The organism is Promicromonospora sukumoe 327MFSha3.1 (genome assembly GCF_000385135.1).
Lineage (GTDB): Bacteria > Actinomycetota > Actinomycetes > Actinomycetales > Cellulomonadaceae > Promicromonospora > Promicromonospora sukumoe_B.
Map to the genome: position 1 here is coordinate 45,079 of NZ_ARQM01000017.1, position 17,593 is coordinate 62,671.

Consider the following 17,593-nt stretch of genomic DNA (forward strand, 5'->3'; position numbering starts at 1 on the left):
GCGAACAGGTAGGTCAACGGACCGGCACCACGGGGACGAAGAGCGCGGCGTTCTTGCTCGGCCCGATGCCGCTGCCCCACTCCAGGAACCCCTGGCGGGTGCCGCCGTCGTTGTCGTTGGCCAGCAGGGAGAACGAGAACGCCCCGTCCTTGGGGTCCACGCCGAGCTCGGCCCAGGGCACCACGACGTCGTAGGTCGTGGTCCCGGCCTTGCGCACGACCTTGGCCCTGACCGTGCCGACGGTCCCGGCGGGCGCCGTGTACCGGTAGACGGACGCCGTCTCGCCGGGGTGGATGCCCAGCTCGACGCGCGAGGCCGGGTCCTGCCCGGGCAGGCCGCGCGCTACGGCGAGCTGGATCGAGTCCCCCTCCCAGAGCCGGTCCACCGTGGCCGACGGGCGGTGGTCGTCGTCGCGCAGCGCCGCCCGGACGCGCAGGCCCCGGTCGCTCCAGGACAGCGCGAAGGTGCCGCCCAGGTCGTCCGCGTCGGGCGTGCCGCCGCTGAGCGCGACGTAGGTGCCGCGCGCCCGCCAGTCGACGACGGCCGCGCGGTGCGGCTCCCTGGCCACCGGGGCCAGCGCCGTGGTGCCGGTGAGCTGCCGGGTCTCCCCCGCCGCCGTCAGCGAGACCGCGAACTTCGTGGGCTGCCACGGGGTGAGCGCCGCGCCGTCGATCGCCGACGTCGCGGTCTGCCCCGTGCCCACCGAGAACGCTGGGACGGTGCCCGACGCCTCCCCGATCGTCCAGCCGACGTCGGCGACGTCCACGGCGGCGCCACCCGGCAGGTTCCGGGTGCCGAGGGCGAGGCCGACGTCGCCCTTCCGGTCCGCGACCGGGCCGAAGGAGAGCACGGGGTTCTGCACGACCTCGACGGTGTCGCCGACGTACGCGACCACGGCGTCGCCGCTGCGCACGGTGTAGGCGACGGGGCGCTCCCCCGCCTCGCGCATGGGCTCCAGGGCGAGCACGCCCTGCACCTCGGCGCCGGTTCCGGTCAGGGTGACCCCACCCCCGACCGGGCCGACGACACTCAGATCGCCGGTGACGCCCAGGGCCGTGCGGTCCACGGTCACGGGGACCGAGGCGCTGCCGCCGAGCGGGATCTGGTCGGGCGTGTCGACCTGGGCCGCGGCGTCGGCGACGACCGCCGGGGTGCCGACCGCGCCGGTCACGTAGACGGGGTCGCCCCCGACCGTGAGCTCGACGGTCGCGTTCGGCACGGCCCGCCAGGACCGCCCGTCGCCCCGGACCAGCCGCGAGGACGGCCCGGTCTCCACGGCCACGGTCACCGGGTCCCCCGTCGCCCACACCATGCGGACGACGCCGCCCGCCGAGTCCGCGAAGTCGGCCACCACCGCGCCGTCGAGACGCCGGAGCTCGGTCAGGGTGCGCCCCGCCGTCTGGCGGTTGTAGACCGCGAGCGCCGGGTACGCGGGCTTGGGCGTGAGCGCGGTGCCGCCGCCGGTGGGCAGCCGGCTGATGCCGAAGTTGTGCTCGGGCTCGGCACGGTTGGCGCCGGAGTCGATGAGCTCGTAGTAGACGCTCCGCTCGACGCCCGCGGCCTGCAGCAGCGCCGCCGACCGCACCACGTAGGCGGCCTGCTGCTGCTCGGTGGTGCCGCCGGTCGTCGTCGGCCAGCCGTGCTCGCTGAGCCAGATGGGGATGTCGGAGCCGGGCGCGTACTCGTCGATCAGGCCCCGCAGGGTCGCCACCCCGGCCTCGGTGCGGCCCTCGGGCGCGCCGGGGAAGTCGTAGGTGTGATAGCTGACGGCGTCCAGGTGGTCCAGGCCGCCGAGGGCGAACAGGTCCTCCATGAAGTCCCACCGCGCGCCCGCGCTGACCGGCCCGACGACGCGGGCACCGGGGGCCGCCTCGTGGATCGCGGCGGCGGCCGGTTCGAGCAGCTCGAGGTAGCAGGCGGCCGTCATGCCGCAGGCACCGGTGTTGAAGGTGTGGTTGAACTCGTTGTAGACCTCGTAGTCGACGCCGGAGCCGTAGTGCTCGGCGGCGGCCGCGGCGTAGCGCGCGTAGGCGGCGATGCCCTCGGGCGACGACGGCGTCTTGCCGCCGTCGTACCAGCGGCTGAAGTAGGCGAGGATGACGATCGGGCGCTCGCCGCGGGCCTTGGCGGCCGCGATCTGGGCGTCGAACAGCGCGGGGAACTCGTACACCCCGGGCGACGTCTCGATGGTGTCCCAGGACGGTCCCTCGCGGACGGTCCCGGCGCCGAGCGGCCCCATGAGCGCGTCGATCTGGTCCACGGAGTAGCGGTTCACGTGGGCGGCGACGCCCACGTGGGCATTCGGTCCCGACGAGCCGGGCGGGTCGACGACGGCCAGGGTGCCGGTGCGGGTCAGCGGCTCCGGCGCCGTGATGGAGATGCTGAGGCCGTAGTAGCCGGCGGGCAGCGCGGACAGGTCGATCGAGGCCGCGCCCGCCGTGGCGGCCGCCGTCCCCGTGTCGAGCCGCTGCCCGGACGAGGCGCGCAGCTCCCACGCGACGCCGTCGGCGACCGTCTTGATCCCGACGTGCGCGTCGCCCGTCTCGTACACGAGGGCGGTGTCGGCGAACGCGAGCGTGCCGGGCGGCGGCTCGTGCTGCTCGAACGACGGGTTGACCACGAGGTTCTCGTCGTCGCCCGCCACCGACATGCGGGCGTCGTCGAACCAGACGGTCCCGGTGCCGCGCACGAGGAACCGCATGACGAAGGTCATGCTGCCCGCGGGCTGGGTGTAGCTCCACTCCAGACGGGTCCAGCCGTTCGTGCCGGCGGGCAGCTCCACGCGCTGCGAGTGGTCGCCGCTGAGCACCACGTACGCGGCGTCGGACGCCGAGAGGTCCTGCGTGCGCACCCACACGCTCATGTCGTAGGTGACGCCGCCGTTGGCGCGGATGTTCTGCCGCAGGTCCACGTACGAGGCCGAGTACGGGGAGTCGAAGTCGACGCGGGCGGCGGCAGCGCCGTCCTGGGCTCCGGTCGTGTCCGCGGTGACCACGAACTCGGGGCTGCCCGAGACCGTGGTGGTCCAGCCCGGGAACGAGTCGGAGGCGGCGAGGTCGGCACGTGCTTGCGGTGGGGCGGCGACGAGCAGACCCGCGAGCACAGTGGACGAGGCGAGCAGGGCGAGGACGGCACGCAGGGGCCGTCTTGAGGCGACACGCATCAGGTTCTCCCTCTGGCTGACCGTCATCGGTCAGCCCTTGACGGCGCCGGCCTGGCCGGCGCTCCGCAGGAACTGGCGCTGGAACACGAGGAACAGCACGACCGGGATGACCACCGAGATGAACATCCCCGCCATGAGCAGGTTGGTCGGGGCCGTGTCGGCCACGCGGTAGAGGCCGACCGACAGCGGCTGGAGGTCCGCCGACGGCAGCACGAGCAGCGGCCAGAGGAACTCCTTCCACGAGGCGACGATCGTCAGCAGCGACACGACACCGATCACCGGGCGCGACATCGGCAGGATGATCGACCAGAACACGCGGAACACGCCCGCGCCGTCGATCCGCGCGGCCTCGAACACGTCCCGCGGCAGGCCGTCGAAGAAGCGCGCGACGAGCAGCACGTTGAACGCGCTGGCCGCCGACGGCAGCCAGACCGCCCAGAACGTGTTGACGAGGTTGACGCCGATCAGGGGCACGTCGAGCACCGTGACGTACAGCGAGATCAGCGACACGACGCCGGGGATGAACAGGGTCGCCAGCACGGCCCCGTTCACCAGGCGGGCGTACCGGGGCCGCAGCACCGCGATCCCGTAGCCGCCGGTGAGCGCGACCAGCAGCCCGAAGAACCAGCAGCCGGCCGCGACCCAGACGGTGTTGAGCAGGTACTGCCCCACGTGGATCTGCGACCAGGCGTCGGGGAGGTTCTGCCACTGGACGCCGCTCGGCCACCACGCGAACGGCTCGCGCAGGATGTCCTGGCTGGTCGAGAGCGCTGCCTTGAACAGCCACAGGAGCGGGCCGAGGGCGACGACGCACAGCGCGGCGACCAGCAGCACCGTGAGCACGCGCATCGTGATGCGCACGGACCGGCGGGAACGGTCGAGCGTCGAGACGTTGGAGCGCTCGTCGGAGTCGATGGTGGACAGGGCGGTCATGACTCGCTCCACTTCCGGGTGAGCCGCAGATACACGGCGGACAGGAGGCCCAGGCCGACCGCGAGCAGCAGGCTGAGCGCCGTGGCCTTGCCGAAGTCGCCCGAGAGGAAGGCGTAGTTGTACACGAGCATCAGCAGGGTCACGGTGCGGTTCTCCGGGCCGCCGCCGGTCATGACGAACGGCTCGGTGAAGACCTGCATGGTGCCGATGAGCTGCAGCAGGAGCATCAGCAGGATCACGCCGCGCAGCTGCGGCAGGGTGACGTGCCAGGTGCGCTGCAGGATCGACGCGCCGTCGACCTCGGCGGCGTCGTACAGCTCGGTGCGGATCGACATGAGCGCGGCGAGGTAGATGATCGTCGCCGTGCCCGCGGACGCCCACGTGGACTGGATCACGATGCTCGGGATGGCCAGCGCCGGCTCCTGGAGCCAGCCCACGGGCTCGATCCCCAGCGCGGTGAGCGCGCTGTTGAACAGGCCCGTGCCCGACGGCTCGTAGAACTGCTTCCAGAGCAGCACGCTGACCACCGGCGGGATGATCACGGGCAGGTAGGCGAGCACGCTCGTGATCTGCCGGGTGCGGCGCAGCTCCGCCATGACCACCGCCATGAGGATGGGCAGCGGGAACCCGATCACCAGGGCGAGCACCGCGAACCAGGCCGTGTTGCCGAGCGCGGTCCACAGGAGCGGGTCGGCGAGCACGCGCTCGAAGTTGCTCAGCCCCACCCAGGTGGGCTCGGTGATCAGGTCCGTGCGCTGGAACGCGAGGATCAGGCTCTTCGCGATCGGCCACCAGGCGAAGTAGCCGAACGTGAGCAGCAGCGGGAGGAACATCACGAGCGTGCCGACCCCGCCGCCGCGCACCCACGAGAGCAGCGCTGCGGCCGGCGAGCCGGGCCGGCGTCCGGCGCGGCCCCGAGGGGCCACCTCACGCGGCGGTGTGGGCGGGGCGTCCGCGGCGGGCGGGGCGGTGACGGTCACGATGTTCTCCCTCATCCGGCGTCGACGAGGTCCTGCACCTGCGCCTGCGCGGCCTGGAGCAGCTCGGCGGGGTCGGCGTCCTCGCGCGTGAGCACGGCCTGCGCCACCGGGTCGAGGGCCGCGTACAGCTCCTGCGCCTTGACCGCCGGCTCGGGCACGATGGTCGCGTCGGGCAGGCTGTCGATGTAGGCCTGGTAGTTCTCGCGCGGCACGTTGACCTGCGGCTCGATCCAGCCGAGGAAGGTCTCGTACTGCTCCTCGGAGACGACGGGCACCTCGGGCAGGCCCACGGGCAGGTCGTCCGCCACCTGCGACTCGGCCCAGGTGGTCGCGGCCTCCTCGTCGACGTAGCGGTCGAGGAAGTAGTACTTGGTCCACTCGAGCGCCGCGCAGAGCTGGTCCGGCGTCGCCTTGGGACTGAACCACTGGATGTTGCCGCCGCCCAGGACGCCGAGGGCGTCGTCGCCCGCCGGGAAGGGCGCGAGCCCGAAGTCCTCGGCCGGCATGCCGCGCGAGATCACGACGCTGTTGTAGAGGTTCGCGCCGTTCAGGCTCTGGCCCACGTAGCCCGCGGCGAGGTCGTCGCGGACGGTGTTGTTGTCGTGCAGGAAGTTGTCGCCCGCGGCGTCCTGCCCCCAGCGCACGTCGTGCAGGAACTCCAGGCTCTCCCGCATGCCCGGGGTGTCCAGCGTGACGGTCGTCGTGTCGCCGTCCTGCTCCTGGACGAGGCTGCCGTTCGAGTACGCCATCGAGGTCAGGAGCCAGCCGCCCACGTTGCCGGTGGTGGGGATGATGAACCCCGTCTCCCCCGTCTTCTCGGAGATGGTCGCGGCGGCGTCCAGCACCTCGTCCCACGTGGCCGGCGGCGCGTCCGGGTCCAGGCCGGCCTGCTCGAAGAGTGCCCGGTCGTAGACGAGGCCCATGGTGTAGGCGGCCCGGACGACGCCGAAGGTGTGCCCGTCCGCGTTCTGCGTGACGCCCGTGACCTGCGGGTTGAGCTGGCTCAGCACCTCGTCGTCCTCGACGTAGGTGGTGATGTCGGCCGCCTGGCCGCGCGCGATCAGGGCCTGGATGTCCGTGAAGGGCACCTGCAGGGTGGTCGGCAGGGTGCCGCCGACCAGCAGAGCCGAGAATGTCGAGACGTCGTACTTCGTCTCCTCGTCCTCGATCGTGATGTTCGGGTGCAGCTCCTCGAACGCGGCGATCGCGTTCTCCCACGCCTCCAGCGTGGCCGCCTGGTCCGACGTCGGCCGCTCGCCCACCGTGATCGTCACGTCGGCCTCGGGGTCGCAGGCCGCCCCGGCCTGCGCCTCCGTGCCCGGGGCCGCCCCGTCCGAGCAGCCGGTCACCAGCACTCCGACGAGCGCGAGGCTCGAGACCACACCGCCGACGCGGCTCCAACGACGCTGTCGCATCCTCTACTCCTTCGTAGATCCCGGCCTTCGATAAAACCGGTTTCACGAAGAGTGCCCGCCGCAGCGCGGGACTGTCAACCCCCGATCTCGCGCCGGACCGTCCAGCGCTCGCGCACCAACCAGGCCTCGCACGCCCGGGTCCACCCGAGCCACGACTCGTCGAGGCCGACGCCGTGCCCGCCCACGGGGTACAGGTGCAGCTCGTGCGGCACGCCCGCGGCGGTCAGCGCCGACGAGAGCAGGAGCGAGTGCTCGGCCGGGACCTTGCGGTCGTCGAAGGAGTGGAAGACGAAGAAGGGCGGCGCGGCCGGTGTCACGAGGGTGTTGAGGGACAGCGCGGCGCGCCGTGCCGGCGTGTCGTCCTGGCCCAGCAGAACCTCCGCGGAGTCGCGGTGCACGTGGTTCTGCAGGGTCACGACGGGGTAGCCCAGGACGACGCCGTCGACCCGGGAGTCCTGGCCGGCCGGGGCCAGCGCCGCCAGGCCGGCGGCGTGGCCGCCGGCGGAGAAGCCGACGAGCAGCACCCGTTCGACGCCCTGGGCCCGGAGCTCGGCGACGCGGCTGGAGACGACGTCGTGCGCCGCGGGATGGGGCTCCCCGACGGGGTATCGCAGCACGTCAGCGGGCAGCCCGAGGCTCCGGAGCCACTCGGCCACCGGCTCCGCCTCGTGCGGGGCGTGCCTCCGGTAGCCACCGCCGGGCAGCACGAGAGCGTGATCCGTCATCGACCATCCTTGAAACCGGTTTTGTGAGGAGGATCAGCGTGGCACGCGGCGTGTCGGGCGGGCAAGTTCACGGGTCGCCGGGTGTGGTGCCACAATCCGGGCATGGCGATGGCCGACAAGCCCAGGAAGGGCTTCTGGTATCAGGTGGGCCGACCGTTCCGGGCGATCGGACGCGGCATGGGCCGGGTGCTGGAAGCCCTGGACTTCTTCAGCCTCATCGCCTGGATCGTCCGCGGCGTCGCCTGGGTCATACGCGGCATCGGACGGGCATTCTCGGACTCGGTCTGACCGGCTGATACCCGCGACGCCCGTCGGCATACTGTGAGCCGCTTTGGCGTCGAACATCGGGAAGCGTGGAGGTGCGATGGGATTCAGCCTGGTGCTCCAGATAACGCTGTGCGTCGTCGCCGCGCTGCTTCTCCTGATGCCGTTTCGGAACCGGGGGCGCTTCCGAGAGCAGGTGTTCCAGAACCCGTTCTATGCGTTGATGGCAAAGAGGAGGCCGGACCTCACCGAGCACGTTGTCAACCTCGCCACCGCCGCCTGGATCTTCGGCGTGATTGTGACGGTCGTCGTGCTCTGTATCGGGATCCAGACGTTTCTGTAGGCACCAAAGGGCGCCGGAAATGAGGACGCCCGCCAGCACCACCCTGGATCACTCCTGGTGGGCTGTGGCGGCCTAAGCGGAACGGCGCGCGGCCTTGAGATCTCTCACGCCCAGTGCAATACCGAGACCGGCACCTACGAACACCAACGCCGTCCAGACGACGAGCATCCCCTCGTCCAGAACCCGTTCGAAAGAAACGACCATCATGCTCGCGTTGAAGAGGATCCCGAGCCACCTGCCCGCAGGCTTGCCCCAACCCCAGAAGTGCCCGCTGAAGGCGCTCCCGATGAGGCCAAAGGCGCCGAAGAACGCAACCATGCAGAGCGCGATCTGCACTACCACTCAGTGCCACCGCCTCACCAGTAGTAATCAACGATTGACCGGCAGCTCGAGATGAGGTCTTGTGAGAAAACGGTGGGGAGCGAACTACTCCCCACCGTGTTCTCGCTGGTCGGGGTGACAGGATTTGAACCTGCGACCCTCTGCTCCCAAAGCAGATGCGCTACCAAGCTGCGCTACACCCCGTGGGTCCGCCGTCGCCAGGTACCCGGGCTGTGCCGGATCCCGCGGGCAGGACCAGCCGAGTGTATCCGATCGGCGTCCACGACGGCCGGGTGTTCCCGGCCCGCAAGCAGCCAAGTAATCCTTTGAACTCCCCGCGCCGCGCCTGCCATCGTCGAGTCACGGACTGATGCGTATCGGGAGGGATCGGCATGCTGCGGCTGTGCACGACAGCGCTCGCCCTGCCGCTCGCCCTCGCTCTCGCCGGCTGCTCCGCGAGCGGCGCGGGCCCGCCCCGGGAGGAACAGCCGCTGGAGGTCCAGCAGCGGTCGATCGTGGTCGAAAGCTTCCCCGCCCAGACGGCCCCGCCCGGGCTCCCGGCCGAGGGGGTCACCAACGCGACCGTCGACGCCACGGTGCGGCCCGCCCGCCTCGCCGTGACCGCATGGGGCACACCCGGCTGCATGCCCTATCCGGTCGAGGTCGCCTGGCTCGACCGGTGGACCATCGAGGTCTCGACGGCGCCCGGCCCCGACTCCGGCTGCTCGACCGAGTACCTCGCCGTCAGCCAGGTCGTCGTCGTCCCGGTGGACCACCCAGCAGCCGAGGTCCGGACCGTGCGGGTCGACGACGCGTCGGTGGCCTTCACGTTCCGGGAGCCCTAGCTGCGCCCCTCGGCCAGCGCCGGCCGGCCGTCCACCCAGACGATCTCCGTGGCCGCCAGCAGGTTGGTGCGCCCGCCGGTGTCGTTGCCCTGGAAGAACAGGTAGGTGCGGCCGTCGTCGTCGGTGAGCACGCCCGGGTGCCCGCTCTCGGACGAGTTCCAGGTGCCGGGCGCCCCGTTCGGCAGGAACGGCTCGGTGGTGCCGCGCGTCCACGTGACGCCGTCCTCGCTGGTGGCCCAGCCGATCTGCTGGGGCTTGTTGTTGTATGCGCCTGCGTAGAACATGACCAGCGCGCCGTCCGCTCGGCCGCCCTGGCGGACGAATGCCGGCGCCTCGATGCACTCCCCCTCCCAGTCGAGCTCGGGCCGCAGCGCGGGGCCGTCGAGGCTCAGGTCACGCCAGGCGTCCCGGCCGAAGCCGCTGCCCAGCGGCGCCTCCGCGACCCCGACGAGTTGCTCCCGCATCTCCGGGTCGCGGGTCGCGTAGGCGAGCAGCAGCCGGTCGCCGTCGACGATCACGTCGGCGTCGATCGCGCGGCCGCAGTTCCAGTCGCCCGACGGGCGGAACACCGGGTTGGACGGGTTGCGTTCGAAGGTCACGCCGTCGGTCGACGTCGCGTGGCAGATCGAGTCCAGCGGGCCGGTGCCGTAGCTCTGGTAGAAGAGGTGGAGCACGTCTCCGATGACGACGGCGCCGGGCGCGGCGAGCCCCTTGGCGTCGTAGTCACCGCCCGGGTGCAGCCGCGCGACCAGCTCCCACGTACGCAGGTCGTGGCTCTCGGCGATGCCGACGTGCAGGGACTCCTCCGTGTCCGTCTCCGCGGGCGGGACCGTGAAGTACATCAGGTAGCGGCCCTGGAACCGCACGACTGACGGGTCCTTGGCCCACATCGTGCCGTTCGCCCGGGCCACGGCCCACGGCTCGCCGAGCAGCGGGACGGCTGAGGCCGGGCCGGTCGAGGTCGACGACTGCGTCATGGCGGTAACTCTCCTGTTGCTCGATGGCCCGGACCGTCCCGGGTCCCGAGAGAATTTACAGCGCTGGAATGTGTCGCCGACGCCGCCAACGCGATCCTGCCGGTCCGTCCCCGGAGGCCCCCTCTCCTTCGAGGCCTAGGTTTCTCGTCTTTCGACGACCGCAAAGAGGAGAAACTTAGGCCTCGAAGGAGAGGCGGACAGTCAGATCTAACCGTCGCCCAGCGTCGACGCCCGGACCACCAGCCGCGGCGCCAGGCGTTCGACGCCGCGGGCCGGGTCGCCCTCGATCGCCGCGATCAGCAGCTCGGCGGCGCGCTGGCCCAACCGTTCGAGCTGCATGTCCACCGTGGTCAGCGGCGGACGGCTGGCCAGCGACATCACGTCCCAGTCGTCGTAGCCGGTCACGGCGACGTCGTCGGGCACGCGCAGACCCCGCTCGCGGAGCCGGTCGCATCCCCCGCGGGCGAGCTGGTCGGAGGCGAAGACGATCGCGTCCACGGGCAGGGCACCGTCCGCACGCCCGGAGCCCGGGCCACCGGCCAGGATCTGGTCCACCGCGCGCCGCCCCCACTGCTCCGACCAGTCGCCGTACAGCGGCTCCCCGACCGCGGCCAGGTCGCGCGCGGCGAGCTCCGCCGCGAGCGTCTCGTACCGCACCAGCGACGCCGCCTGTTCGGCGCGCCCACCCACGTACGCGATCCGACGTCGGCCCAGGCCCACCAGGTGCTCGACGAGCAGCCGCATGCCGAGGGCGTCGTCGGGCACCACGGAGGCGTCGTCGGCGTCGGACGACGGCGCGAACGCGTAGACCACCGGCATCGGCACCTTGATGGGCTCGCGGGGCTCGGTGGTGCGGCCGGTGACGATGATGCCGTCGACCCGCCGGGCCACCAGTGCGCGCACGTGGTGCTGCTCGCGCACCGGGTCGTGCCGGGCCGTGGCCAGCAGCGCCGACAGCTCGCCGCCCACCAGCGCGTTCTCCGCGCCGAGCACCACGGGCAGCGAGAACCGGCCGGCCGAGTCGGTGCTGAGCAGGCCCACGGTGAAGCTGCGCCGGGCCGACAGGGAGCGCGCACTGGCGTCGGGCACGAAGCCCAGCCGCTCGGCCGCCTCCCGGACCCGAGCGCGGGTGCTCTCCCGCAGCGAGCCGGTGTCGTTGAGCGCCTTGGACACCGTGCTCGGCGAGACGCCCGCGAGCGCCGCGACGTCCGTGATCCGTACTACCGCACCGCGGTCCATCGGCACCGCCCTTCCTCGCCCCATTTTCCTTCCGAACTTTCCGCCAGGTGGCCGCCGCACTCGTCCGGCACTGGCCCAACCTGACGCGATAGTACCTCCAAGCACAGGTCAGCACCGAGTTCTGAGCAATTTCGCCCAGACCTTTGACGCTCGCCGCACCGGGTCCCTACGATCAGGAAATCGGATTCCTAGTTTCCGTCCGGAGGAGAGCATCGATGACGACGACGCCCAGCGGTACGACGCGCGGACCGGCCGAACCCACGAACGACGCCCGGGTGCTGCTGCGGCCCCTTGCCCCCGGGTACGTCACGGTGGACGCCGGGCTGTGGCGCCGCACCGCCGACGTCAACCGGTCCGCCGCGATCCCGGGCGGGCTGGAGCAGCTCGCCAAGGCCGGCAACCTGCGCAACCTGGAGATCGCCGCGGGGGTGGCCGACGGCGAGGCGATCGGCCCGATCTTCGCGGACTCCGACGTGCACAAGTGGCTCGAGGCCGCCGCCTGGGAGTACGCACGGGAGCCCGACGCGCAGCTCCTGGCCGACCAGCTCCACGTCACGAGCCTGCTCGCGGCCGCCCAGGCCGACGACGGCTACCTCGACTCCGTGCCCGCGCTGCGGAACGTGCCCCGGTACAGCGACCTGCCGTGGAGCCACGAGCTGTACTGCGCCGGGCACCTGTTCCAGGCCGCCGTCGCGCAGGTGCGCGGCACGGGCCACACCGAGCTGCTCGACGTCGCGGTCAAGCTGGCCGGCCACCTGGTCGCCACGTTCGGAGACGGGCCCGGCCAGCTCCGGGAGGTCGACGGCCACCCCGTGATCGAGATGGCCCTCGTCGAGCTGTACCGCGAGACCGGCACCCGGGCGTACCTGGACCTGGCGAGCTGGTTCGTCGAGGCGCGCGGCACCGGCGTCATCGAGGCGCACGGCAAGCAGCCCACCTACTTCTCCGACCGCGTCAAGGTCCGCGAGGCCACCACGGTCGAGGGCCACGCCGTGCGCGCGGTGTACCTGGGCGCCGGCGCGGCCGACGTCGCCATCGAGACCGGCGACGCCGAGCTGCTGGCCGCGCTCGACACCCAGTACCGCGCGATGGAGCGCGGCAAGCAGTACCTGACCGGCGGCCTCGGGGCGCGCTGGGAGGGCGAGGCGTTCGGCGACCCGTACGAGCTGCCGACCGACCGCGGGTACGCCGAGACGTGCGCCGCGATCGGCGGCGTGCAGTGGGCGTGGCGCATGCTGCTCGCCACGGGCGAGGCCCGCTACGCCGACCAGATCGAGCGCATGCTGCTCAACGGGTTCCTCGCCGGGGTGTCGCTGAGCGGCACCGAGTACTTCTACGTGAACCCGCTCCAGCTGCGCAGCGACGCGCACGCCGAGGAGGACCGCAGCCCGGCGCACGGCCGCCGCGGCTGGTTCGACTGCGCGTGCTGCCCGCCCAACATCATGCGCACGGTCTCCAGCTTCACCGGCTACGTGGCCACGGCGGACGGGCCGAGCCTGCAGCTGCACCAGTACGCGCCCGGCACCGTGACCGCGCCGCTCGACGGCGGCGCTCTCCGGCTGCGCGTCGAGACCGCGTACCCCGACGAGGGCAGCATCGCGCTGCACGTCGAGGAGGCGCCCGACGCCGAGACGACGCTCGCCCTGCGCGTCCCCGCCTGGGCCGACGGCGCCACGGTCGACGGCGCCCAGGTCCCCGCCGGCACGTACGCCAAGGTCACCCGCCGGTTCGCCGCGGGCGACGTCGTGCGGCTCGACCTGCCGATGACGCCGCGGCTCACCTCGGCCGACCCCCGGGTCGACGCCGTGCGCGGCAGCGTCGCGATCGAGCGCGGGCCCCTGGTGTACGCGCTGGAGCAGCCGGACCAGGAGGCCGGCGCCGTGGTCGACGACCTGCGGATCGACGTCTCCGGCGCGCTGTCCGACGAGTTCCGCGCCGACCTGCTGGGCGGGGTCACGGTGGTCCGGGCGCACGGCGCCGTCGTCCCCGGGCCGGATGCCGGGGCGACGACGCCGTACGGGCCGGCCACGACGCCGTCGGCCGACCCGGTGCGGGACGTGACGCTGACCGCGATCCCCTACTACGCGTGGGCCAACCGCGGCCCGCAGCCGATGCGGGTCTGGGTCCCGACGAACGCGGGTTGAGCCTGCCGAAACCAGCCCACCCCCGCTGGTCGAGCTTGTCGAGACCACTCACCAGGTCTCGACAAGCTCGACCAGCGGTACCCCACCCTGCGTAACGATGCGTAAGGAAGGAGAGCGATGGAGCTCACCAGACGCCAGCTGCTCACCCTCGCCGGCTCGGCGACGGCGGCTGCCGCACTCGCCGGCTGCGGCGGGACCCTGCGGCCGGCGAACGTCGAGGCCGCGGGCTTCGGTGAGAACGCGACGGGCACCCTGAACCTGTGGTGCCGGTCGGACACCGTCAACGGCACCCAGGCCGTCGTCGACGCGTTCCACCAGGCCCAGGACCGGATCCGCGTGCAGGTCACGCCCATCCAGAACGGGCAGTACGTGACCAAGCTCGCCACCGCGATCCGCGGCGGGCGGGTGCCCGACGTGATCGACATCGACGACATCTACTCGACCCTGTTCGCCTACCGCGGCGCGTTCACGGACCTGACGCCGCTCATCGAGGACCTGGGCATCGGCGACGCGCTGAGCCCCGGGCACCTGGCCCTGAGCACCAAGGACGGGCGCAACTACGGGCTGCCGTTCATCGGCGACTTCTCGGTGCTGTTCTGCAACACCGAGCTGTTCGACCGCGCGGGCCTCGACGTCGACGAGCACACCAGGGACTTCGACGGCATCCTCGCGGCGGCCCGCGCGATCAGCGCCCTGGAGGATGACGTCTACGGCTGGTCGTTCCCCGGCAACGCCTCGGGCGCGCTGGGCTTCACCGTCCAGCCGCACGTCTGGGCCACCGACCGCGACCTCATCGCGGGCGACGTCGGTAGCCAGCGCGGCGACGTCGTCGGCAACGAGGCGCTGCGTCGCACGCTCGACCTCGAACGCACACTGTGGGCGGAGCAGCTCGTGCCGCCGGGCAGCTTCTCGGACGACGCCTCCCGCTGGTCCGCCGACTACACGGCCGGCCGGCTGGGCATGTTCCCCGCGGGCTTCGGCGTCGTCGTCCCCAACGCGGACGAGGCGCTGCTGGAGCACACCAAGGTGGTGCTCCTCCCCGGGCCCGACGGCGGGCGGGCGTTCTTCGACGGCGGGGACAACCTCTGCATGCTCAACGGCGCGCGGAACCCCTCGGCGGCATGGGAGTTCATGCGGTTCGCCGTCGCCGTCGAGCAGCAGGCGCGGATGCCGGAGGGCTTCTACTCCCCCGTCCGCTCCGACGTCCGCACGCCCGAGTTCGCGGAGAAGTACCCGCTGGTGCTGCCCCCGCTGGAGGCGCTCGACCGCGGGTACGCGCCGACCACGCTCGCCTACAACCTCATCTACAACCAGCAGGACGGACCGTGGCTGCGCATGTTCCGTTCCGCCGTCTTCGACGGGGAGGTCGATGCCGCCATGCAGGAGGCCCAGACCACGTACGACCGCATCCTGAAGCAGGCGCAGGCATGAGCGCCCCGACGACGGCGGCGGCGTCCGCCCCGCAGGCACTGCGCCGCCGCAGGTACGGGACCCTCACGCACCCGAGCCGCACGGGGCTCGCGCTGGTGACGCCGGCGGTCGCGCTGGTGGTCGTGTTCGTCTTCGTGCCGCTGCTCGTGGCCGTGTACATCTCGCTGACCAACTTCCCGCTGATCGGGCCGTACCGGTTCATCGGGCTCGACAACTACGCCTCGGTGCTCACGGACCCGACGTTCTGGAGCGCGCTGGGCTACACGCTGCTCTACACGGCGATCGTCACGCTGCCGATCCTGCTGCTCGGATACGGGCTGGCCGTGCTGGTGCGATCCAACCGGCGGGGCGCGACGCTGCTGCGCACCATCTTCTTCGTGCCGTTCGTCATCGGGCTGACGACGCTCAGCTTCCTCATGCTGCTGGAGGCCCAGCCGAACAGCGGTCTGGTCAACGTGGCGCTGCGCTTCCTCGGGATGACCGACGGGACGACGGCGTGGCTCGTCGACGGGCCGCTCGCCACCGGGCTGCTGTGCGTCATGGTGGTCTGGGGCGTGTCGGGGCTGACGATGGTGCTGCTCATGTCGGGCATGCAGGGCATCCCGCGCGAGGTCTACGAGTCGGCGGAGATCGACGGCGCGTCGTGGTGGCAGCGGGAGCTGCAGATCACGGTGCCGATGCTGCGCCGGACCATCGCGATGACCGTGATCCTGTCCGTCATCGGGTCGTTCCTCGCGTTCACGCAGTTCTACATCCTGACCCAGGGCGGGCCCGGGTCGGAGACCACGACGATCGTCATGGCCATCTACCGGCGGGCGTTCGTGCAGCTCCAGCTCGGCGCGGCGACGGCGATGTCGCTCGTGCTGGTCGTCATCACCGGTCTGGTCACCGCGGCCCAGTTCTGGCTGCTGCGGGAGAGGAGCTGACATGGTTACGGTCACTGCACCTGTTGGGGCGCGTGTCACGCGGCGTCCTGCCGTGGTGCCCGCTTCGCCCTCGGGGCCGGAGCGGGACACCAGGATCAAGCGGACGCTCTACATGGTGGGCGGAACGCTGGCCGCTCTGGTGTTCCTGGTGCCGCTCGTGGTCGCGTTCGTGCGGGCCGGGCAGCCGGGCGACGTCATCGTGGCGGCCCCCGACGGCCGGTTCTTCGAACTGTCGTGGGTCAACTTCCAGGCCGTGGTGAACCAGCCGGAGGTGTGGCGCGGCATCCTCAACTCGGCGATCGTGTCCGTGTCGACGGCGCTGCTCACCGCGGTGCTCGCGACGCTGGCCGGGTACGGCTTCGCACGGTTCCCGTTCCGGGGGCGCACGGTGCTGTTCGGGCTGGTGCTGGTCACGCTGATGATCCCGTTCCAGGCGATCCTGACCCCGCTCTACCTGCAGATGAACGTCATGGGGCTCACGGACAGCCTGTTCGGGCTGGTGCTCTTCTACACGACCGTGAACCTGCCGTTCGGCATCTTCGTCATGCGCAACACGTTCGCGGCGGTGCCGACGGAGCTCGAGGACTCGGCGCACGTCGACGGCGCCGGGACGGTGCGGATCCTGGTGTCGGTGCTACGGCCGCTGGTGGTGCCGGGCACAGCGACGGCGGCGCTGTACGCGTTCCTGGCGTCGTGGACGGAGTTCCTCGGGGCGCTGACGTTCCTGACCGACTCCAGCCTGTACACGCTGCCGGTGTCGCTGGTGAACCTCCAGCAGGGGGCGTACGGGCAGGTCAACTTCGGTCTGCTGGCGGCAGGGTCGGTCATCGCGATGATCCCGTGCGTCATCTTGTACGTGGCGCTCCAGCGGTACTACGTGGCGGGGCTGGCGTCGGGGTCGGTGAAGGGATGAGGTTTTCTGGGGCGCGCTGATCTGGTGTGAGCTGCTCTGGGGCGCTCGGTGCCGTAGCCCGGCGCCGCGCGCCCCAGAGCACTCCGGTGATGACAAGGGCCGCGCCGGTCGCCGTCCACACGCCGATCTGCTCGCCGAGCAGCACGGCCGAGGCACTCAGGCCGACCACGGGAACCAGCATGGAGAACGGGGCGACGACGCCCGCGGGGTGCCGGGCCATGAGCCAGGTCCAGACGCCGGAGCCGGCCAGGGTGCCGATCAGGACCGTGTAGGCGAGGCCGAGGAGCGCGGGGGCCATGGCTGGTCCGGGGATGAACGAGCGGGCGATGGCATCGGGCCCCTCGATGACCAGCGAGAGTGCCAGCATCGGGATCGGCGGCACCACCGACATCCACAAGGTCAGGTGCAGGGGGTTCGGCGCCTTGGCGCGGGCGCTGGACACGTTGCCGATCGCCCAGCCGAAGCCGCCCGCCAGGACCAGGAGGAACGGCCCGAACGCCGCGGCCTGCGCCTGGGACCAGCCGACGACGGCGAGACCGAGGGTCGCGACCGAGAGGCCTACGAGCTGCCGGGCGGACACGCGCTCGCGGAACACCGTGGCGCCGAGCAGCACCGTGAACGGCGCGGACGACTGGAGCACCAGGGACGCGAGCCCCGTCGGCATCCCCGCCGCCATGCCCCAGTAGAGGAAGAGGAACTGCAGGGTGCCGAACCCGATCCCGTAGCCCAGCAGCCACCGCACCGGCACCTTGGGGCGCGGCACCAGCAGGATCGTGGGGACGGCGATGACCGCGAACCGCAGCGCCGCGAGCAGGAACGGCGGAAACTGCTCCAGCGAGGCGTGGATCGCGATGAAGTTGAGCCCCCACATGACCGCGACGGACGCGGCGAGCAGGCGGTGCGAGATCGGCATGTCCTGAGCGTCGTCTGATCCGAGTTGAAGGACAAGCGAAATGTTCTACCGCTCCTTGTAG

At 71.6% G+C, this 17,593-nt stretch carries 16 protein-coding genes and 1 tRNA gene; 7 read left to right on the top strand and 10 right to left on the bottom strand.

Going from position 1 to position 17,593, the window contains the following annotated elements; translation table 11 throughout:
• Nucleotides 1-13: 13 nt before the first annotated feature.
• The 5 genes from H291_RS0126275 to H291_RS0126295 form a co-directional block, all read right to left on the bottom strand.
• A complete protein-coding gene (locus tag H291_RS0126275; RefSeq protein WP_020018016.1) occupies nt 14-3,190 on the bottom strand; it encodes a sugar-binding protein in 3,177 nt (1,058 codons plus the stop codon).
• Nucleotides 3,191-3,193: 3 nt separating this feature from the next.
• Nucleotides 3,194-4,096: a carbohydrate ABC transporter permease gene (locus H291_RS0126280; RefSeq protein ID WP_020018017.1), complete on the bottom strand. Its 903-nt coding sequence runs from the start codon at nt 4,094-4,096 to the stop codon at nt 3,194-3,196.
• Nucleotides 4,093-5,091 (bottom strand): carbohydrate ABC transporter permease, encoded by a 999-nt coding sequence (locus H291_RS0126285; protein ID WP_020018018.1) that lies wholly within the window; start codon nt 5,089-5,091, stop codon nt 4,093-4,095. Before H291_RS0126285 ends, H291_RS0126280 begins: the two co-directional genes overlap by 4 nt.
• Nucleotides 5,088-6,491, bottom strand: coding sequence for an ABC transporter substrate-binding protein (locus tag H291_RS0126290; RefSeq protein WP_084468458.1), 1,404 nt, complete (start codon nt 6,489-6,491; stop codon nt 5,088-5,090). Before H291_RS0126290 ends, H291_RS0126285 begins: the two co-directional genes overlap by 4 nt.
• 74 nt (nt 6,492-6,565) lie before the next feature.
• Nucleotides 6,566-7,216, bottom strand: coding sequence for an alpha/beta hydrolase (locus H291_RS0126295; RefSeq protein ID WP_020018020.1), 651 nt, complete (start codon nt 7,214-7,216; stop codon nt 6,566-6,568).
• A gap of 102 nt (nt 7,217-7,318) precedes the next feature.
• Between H291_RS0126295 and H291_RS0126300 the strand changes: the two genes are divergently transcribed.
• The gene (locus tag H291_RS0126300; protein WP_020018021.1) at nt 7,319-7,504 is read left to right on the top strand and encodes a hypothetical protein; all 186 of its coding nucleotides are present in this window, start codon (nt 7,319-7,321) and stop codon (nt 7,502-7,504) included.
• Nucleotides 7,505-7,580: 76 nt separating this feature from the next.
• Entirely contained in the window at nt 7,581-7,823 is a 243-nt protein-coding gene (locus H291_RS0126305; protein WP_020018022.1) for a hypothetical protein, read from the top strand.
• 72 nt (nt 7,824-7,895) lie between these two features.
• Here the strand turns inward: H291_RS0126305 and H291_RS0126310 are convergent, their stop codons facing one another.
• Nucleotides 7,896-8,159, bottom strand: coding sequence for a hypothetical protein (locus tag H291_RS0126310; protein WP_020018023.1), 264 nt, complete (start codon nt 8,157-8,159; stop codon nt 7,896-7,898).
• Between the two features lie 112 nt (nt 8,160-8,271).
• Nucleotides 8,272-8,348: transfer RNA gene (locus H291_RS0126315), tRNA-Pro, on the bottom strand.
• Between the two features lie 188 nt (nt 8,349-8,536).
• Here H291_RS0126315 and H291_RS0126320 point away from each other — a divergent pair.
• On the top strand, nt 8,537-8,989 hold the full coding sequence (locus tag H291_RS0126320; protein ID WP_020018024.1) for a hypothetical protein: 453 nt from the start codon (nt 8,537-8,539) through the stop codon (nt 8,987-8,989).
• On the opposite strand, the gene H291_RS0126325 is transcribed toward H291_RS0126320, so the two are convergent.
• On the bottom strand, nt 8,986-9,966 hold the full coding sequence (locus tag H291_RS0126325; RefSeq protein ID WP_020018025.1) for a family 43 glycosylhydrolase: 981 nt from the start codon (nt 9,964-9,966) through the stop codon (nt 8,986-8,988). The genes H291_RS0126320 and H291_RS0126325 overlap by 4 nt on opposite strands.
• A 207-nt stretch (nt 9,967-10,173) precedes the next feature.
• Nucleotides 10,174-11,205, bottom strand: coding sequence for a LacI family DNA-binding transcriptional regulator (locus H291_RS0126330; RefSeq protein ID WP_020018026.1), 1,032 nt, complete (start codon nt 11,203-11,205; stop codon nt 10,174-10,176).
• Nucleotides 11,206-11,420: 215 nt separating this feature from the next.
• Between H291_RS0126330 and H291_RS0126335 the strand changes: the two genes are divergently transcribed.
• From H291_RS0126335 to H291_RS0126350, 4 genes are all read left to right on the top strand, one after another.
• Entirely contained in the window at nt 11,421-13,349 is a 1,929-nt protein-coding gene (locus tag H291_RS0126335) for a glycoside hydrolase family 127 protein (protein ID WP_020018027.1), read from the top strand.
• 117 nt (nt 13,350-13,466) lie between these two features.
• Nucleotides 13,467-14,780, top strand: a complete 1,314-nt coding sequence (locus tag H291_RS0126340; RefSeq protein WP_020018028.1) for an ABC transporter substrate-binding protein — start codon at nt 13,467-13,469, stop codon at nt 14,778-14,780.
• On the top strand, nt 14,777-15,706 hold the full coding sequence (locus H291_RS0126345) for a carbohydrate ABC transporter permease (protein ID WP_020018029.1): 930 nt from the start codon (nt 14,777-14,779) through the stop codon (nt 15,704-15,706). Before H291_RS0126340 ends, H291_RS0126345 begins: the two co-directional genes overlap by 4 nt.
• A 1-nt stretch (nt 15,707) precedes the next feature.
• Nucleotides 15,708-16,619, top strand: a complete 912-nt coding sequence (locus tag H291_RS0126350) for a carbohydrate ABC transporter permease (RefSeq protein WP_157237370.1) — start codon at nt 15,708-15,710, stop codon at nt 16,617-16,619.
• Here H291_RS0126350 and H291_RS0126355 read toward each other — a convergent pair.
• Nucleotides 16,552-17,532, bottom strand: coding sequence for an EamA family transporter (locus H291_RS0126355; protein ID WP_020018031.1), 981 nt, complete (start codon nt 17,530-17,532; stop codon nt 16,552-16,554). The two genes, H291_RS0126350 and H291_RS0126355, sit on opposite strands and share 68 nt — an antisense overlap.
• Nucleotides 17,533-17,593: the final 61 nt, after the last annotated feature.

Bases quoted from the DNA above. Each gene is read 5' to 3' on its own strand.
- H291_RS0126295 (WP_020018020.1), bottom strand. From the start codon at position 7,216: ATGACGGATCACGCTCTCGTGCTGCCCGGCGGTGGCTACCGGAGGCAC.
- H291_RS0126290 (WP_084468458.1), bottom strand. From the start codon at position 6,491: ATGCGACAGCGTCGTTGGAGCCGCGTCGGCGGTGTGGTCTCGAGCCTC.
- H291_RS0126355 (WP_020018031.1), bottom strand. From the start codon at position 17,532: ATGCCGATCTCGCACCGCCTGCTCGCCGCGTCCGTCGCGGTCATGTGG.
- H291_RS0126345 (WP_020018029.1), top strand. From the start codon at position 14,777: ATGAGCGCCCCGACGACGGCGGCGGCGTCCGCCCCGCAGGCACTGCGC.
- H291_RS0126275 (WP_020018016.1), bottom strand. From the start codon at position 3,190: ATGACGGTCAGCCAGAGGGAGAACCTGATGCGTGTCGCCTCAAGACGG.
- H291_RS0126335 (WP_020018027.1), top strand. From the start codon at position 11,421: ATGACGACGACGCCCAGCGGTACGACGCGCGGACCGGCCGAACCCACG.
- H291_RS0126305 (WP_020018022.1), top strand. From the start codon at position 7,581: ATGGGATTCAGCCTGGTGCTCCAGATAACGCTGTGCGTCGTCGCCGCG.
- H291_RS0126350 (WP_157237370.1), top strand. From the start codon at position 15,708: ATGGTTACGGTCACTGCACCTGTTGGGGCGCGTGTCACGCGGCGTCCT.
- H291_RS0126320 (WP_020018024.1), top strand. From the start codon at position 8,537: ATGCTGCGGCTGTGCACGACAGCGCTCGCCCTGCCGCTCGCCCTCGCT.
- H291_RS0126285 (WP_020018018.1), bottom strand. From the start codon at position 5,091: ATGAGGGAGAACATCGTGACCGTCACCGCCCCGCCCGCCGCGGACGCC.
- H291_RS0126300 (WP_020018021.1), top strand. From the start codon at position 7,319: ATGGCGATGGCCGACAAGCCCAGGAAGGGCTTCTGGTATCAGGTGGGC.
- H291_RS0126330 (WP_020018026.1), bottom strand. From the start codon at position 11,205: ATGGACCGCGGTGCGGTAGTACGGATCACGGACGTCGCGGCGCTCGCG.
- H291_RS0126325 (WP_020018025.1), bottom strand. From the start codon at position 9,966: ATGACGCAGTCGTCGACCTCGACCGGCCCGGCCTCAGCCGTCCCGCTG.
- H291_RS0126340 (WP_020018028.1), top strand. From the start codon at position 13,467: ATGGAGCTCACCAGACGCCAGCTGCTCACCCTCGCCGGCTCGGCGACG.
- H291_RS0126280 (WP_020018017.1), bottom strand. From the start codon at position 4,096: ATGACCGCCCTGTCCACCATCGACTCCGACGAGCGCTCCAACGTCTCG.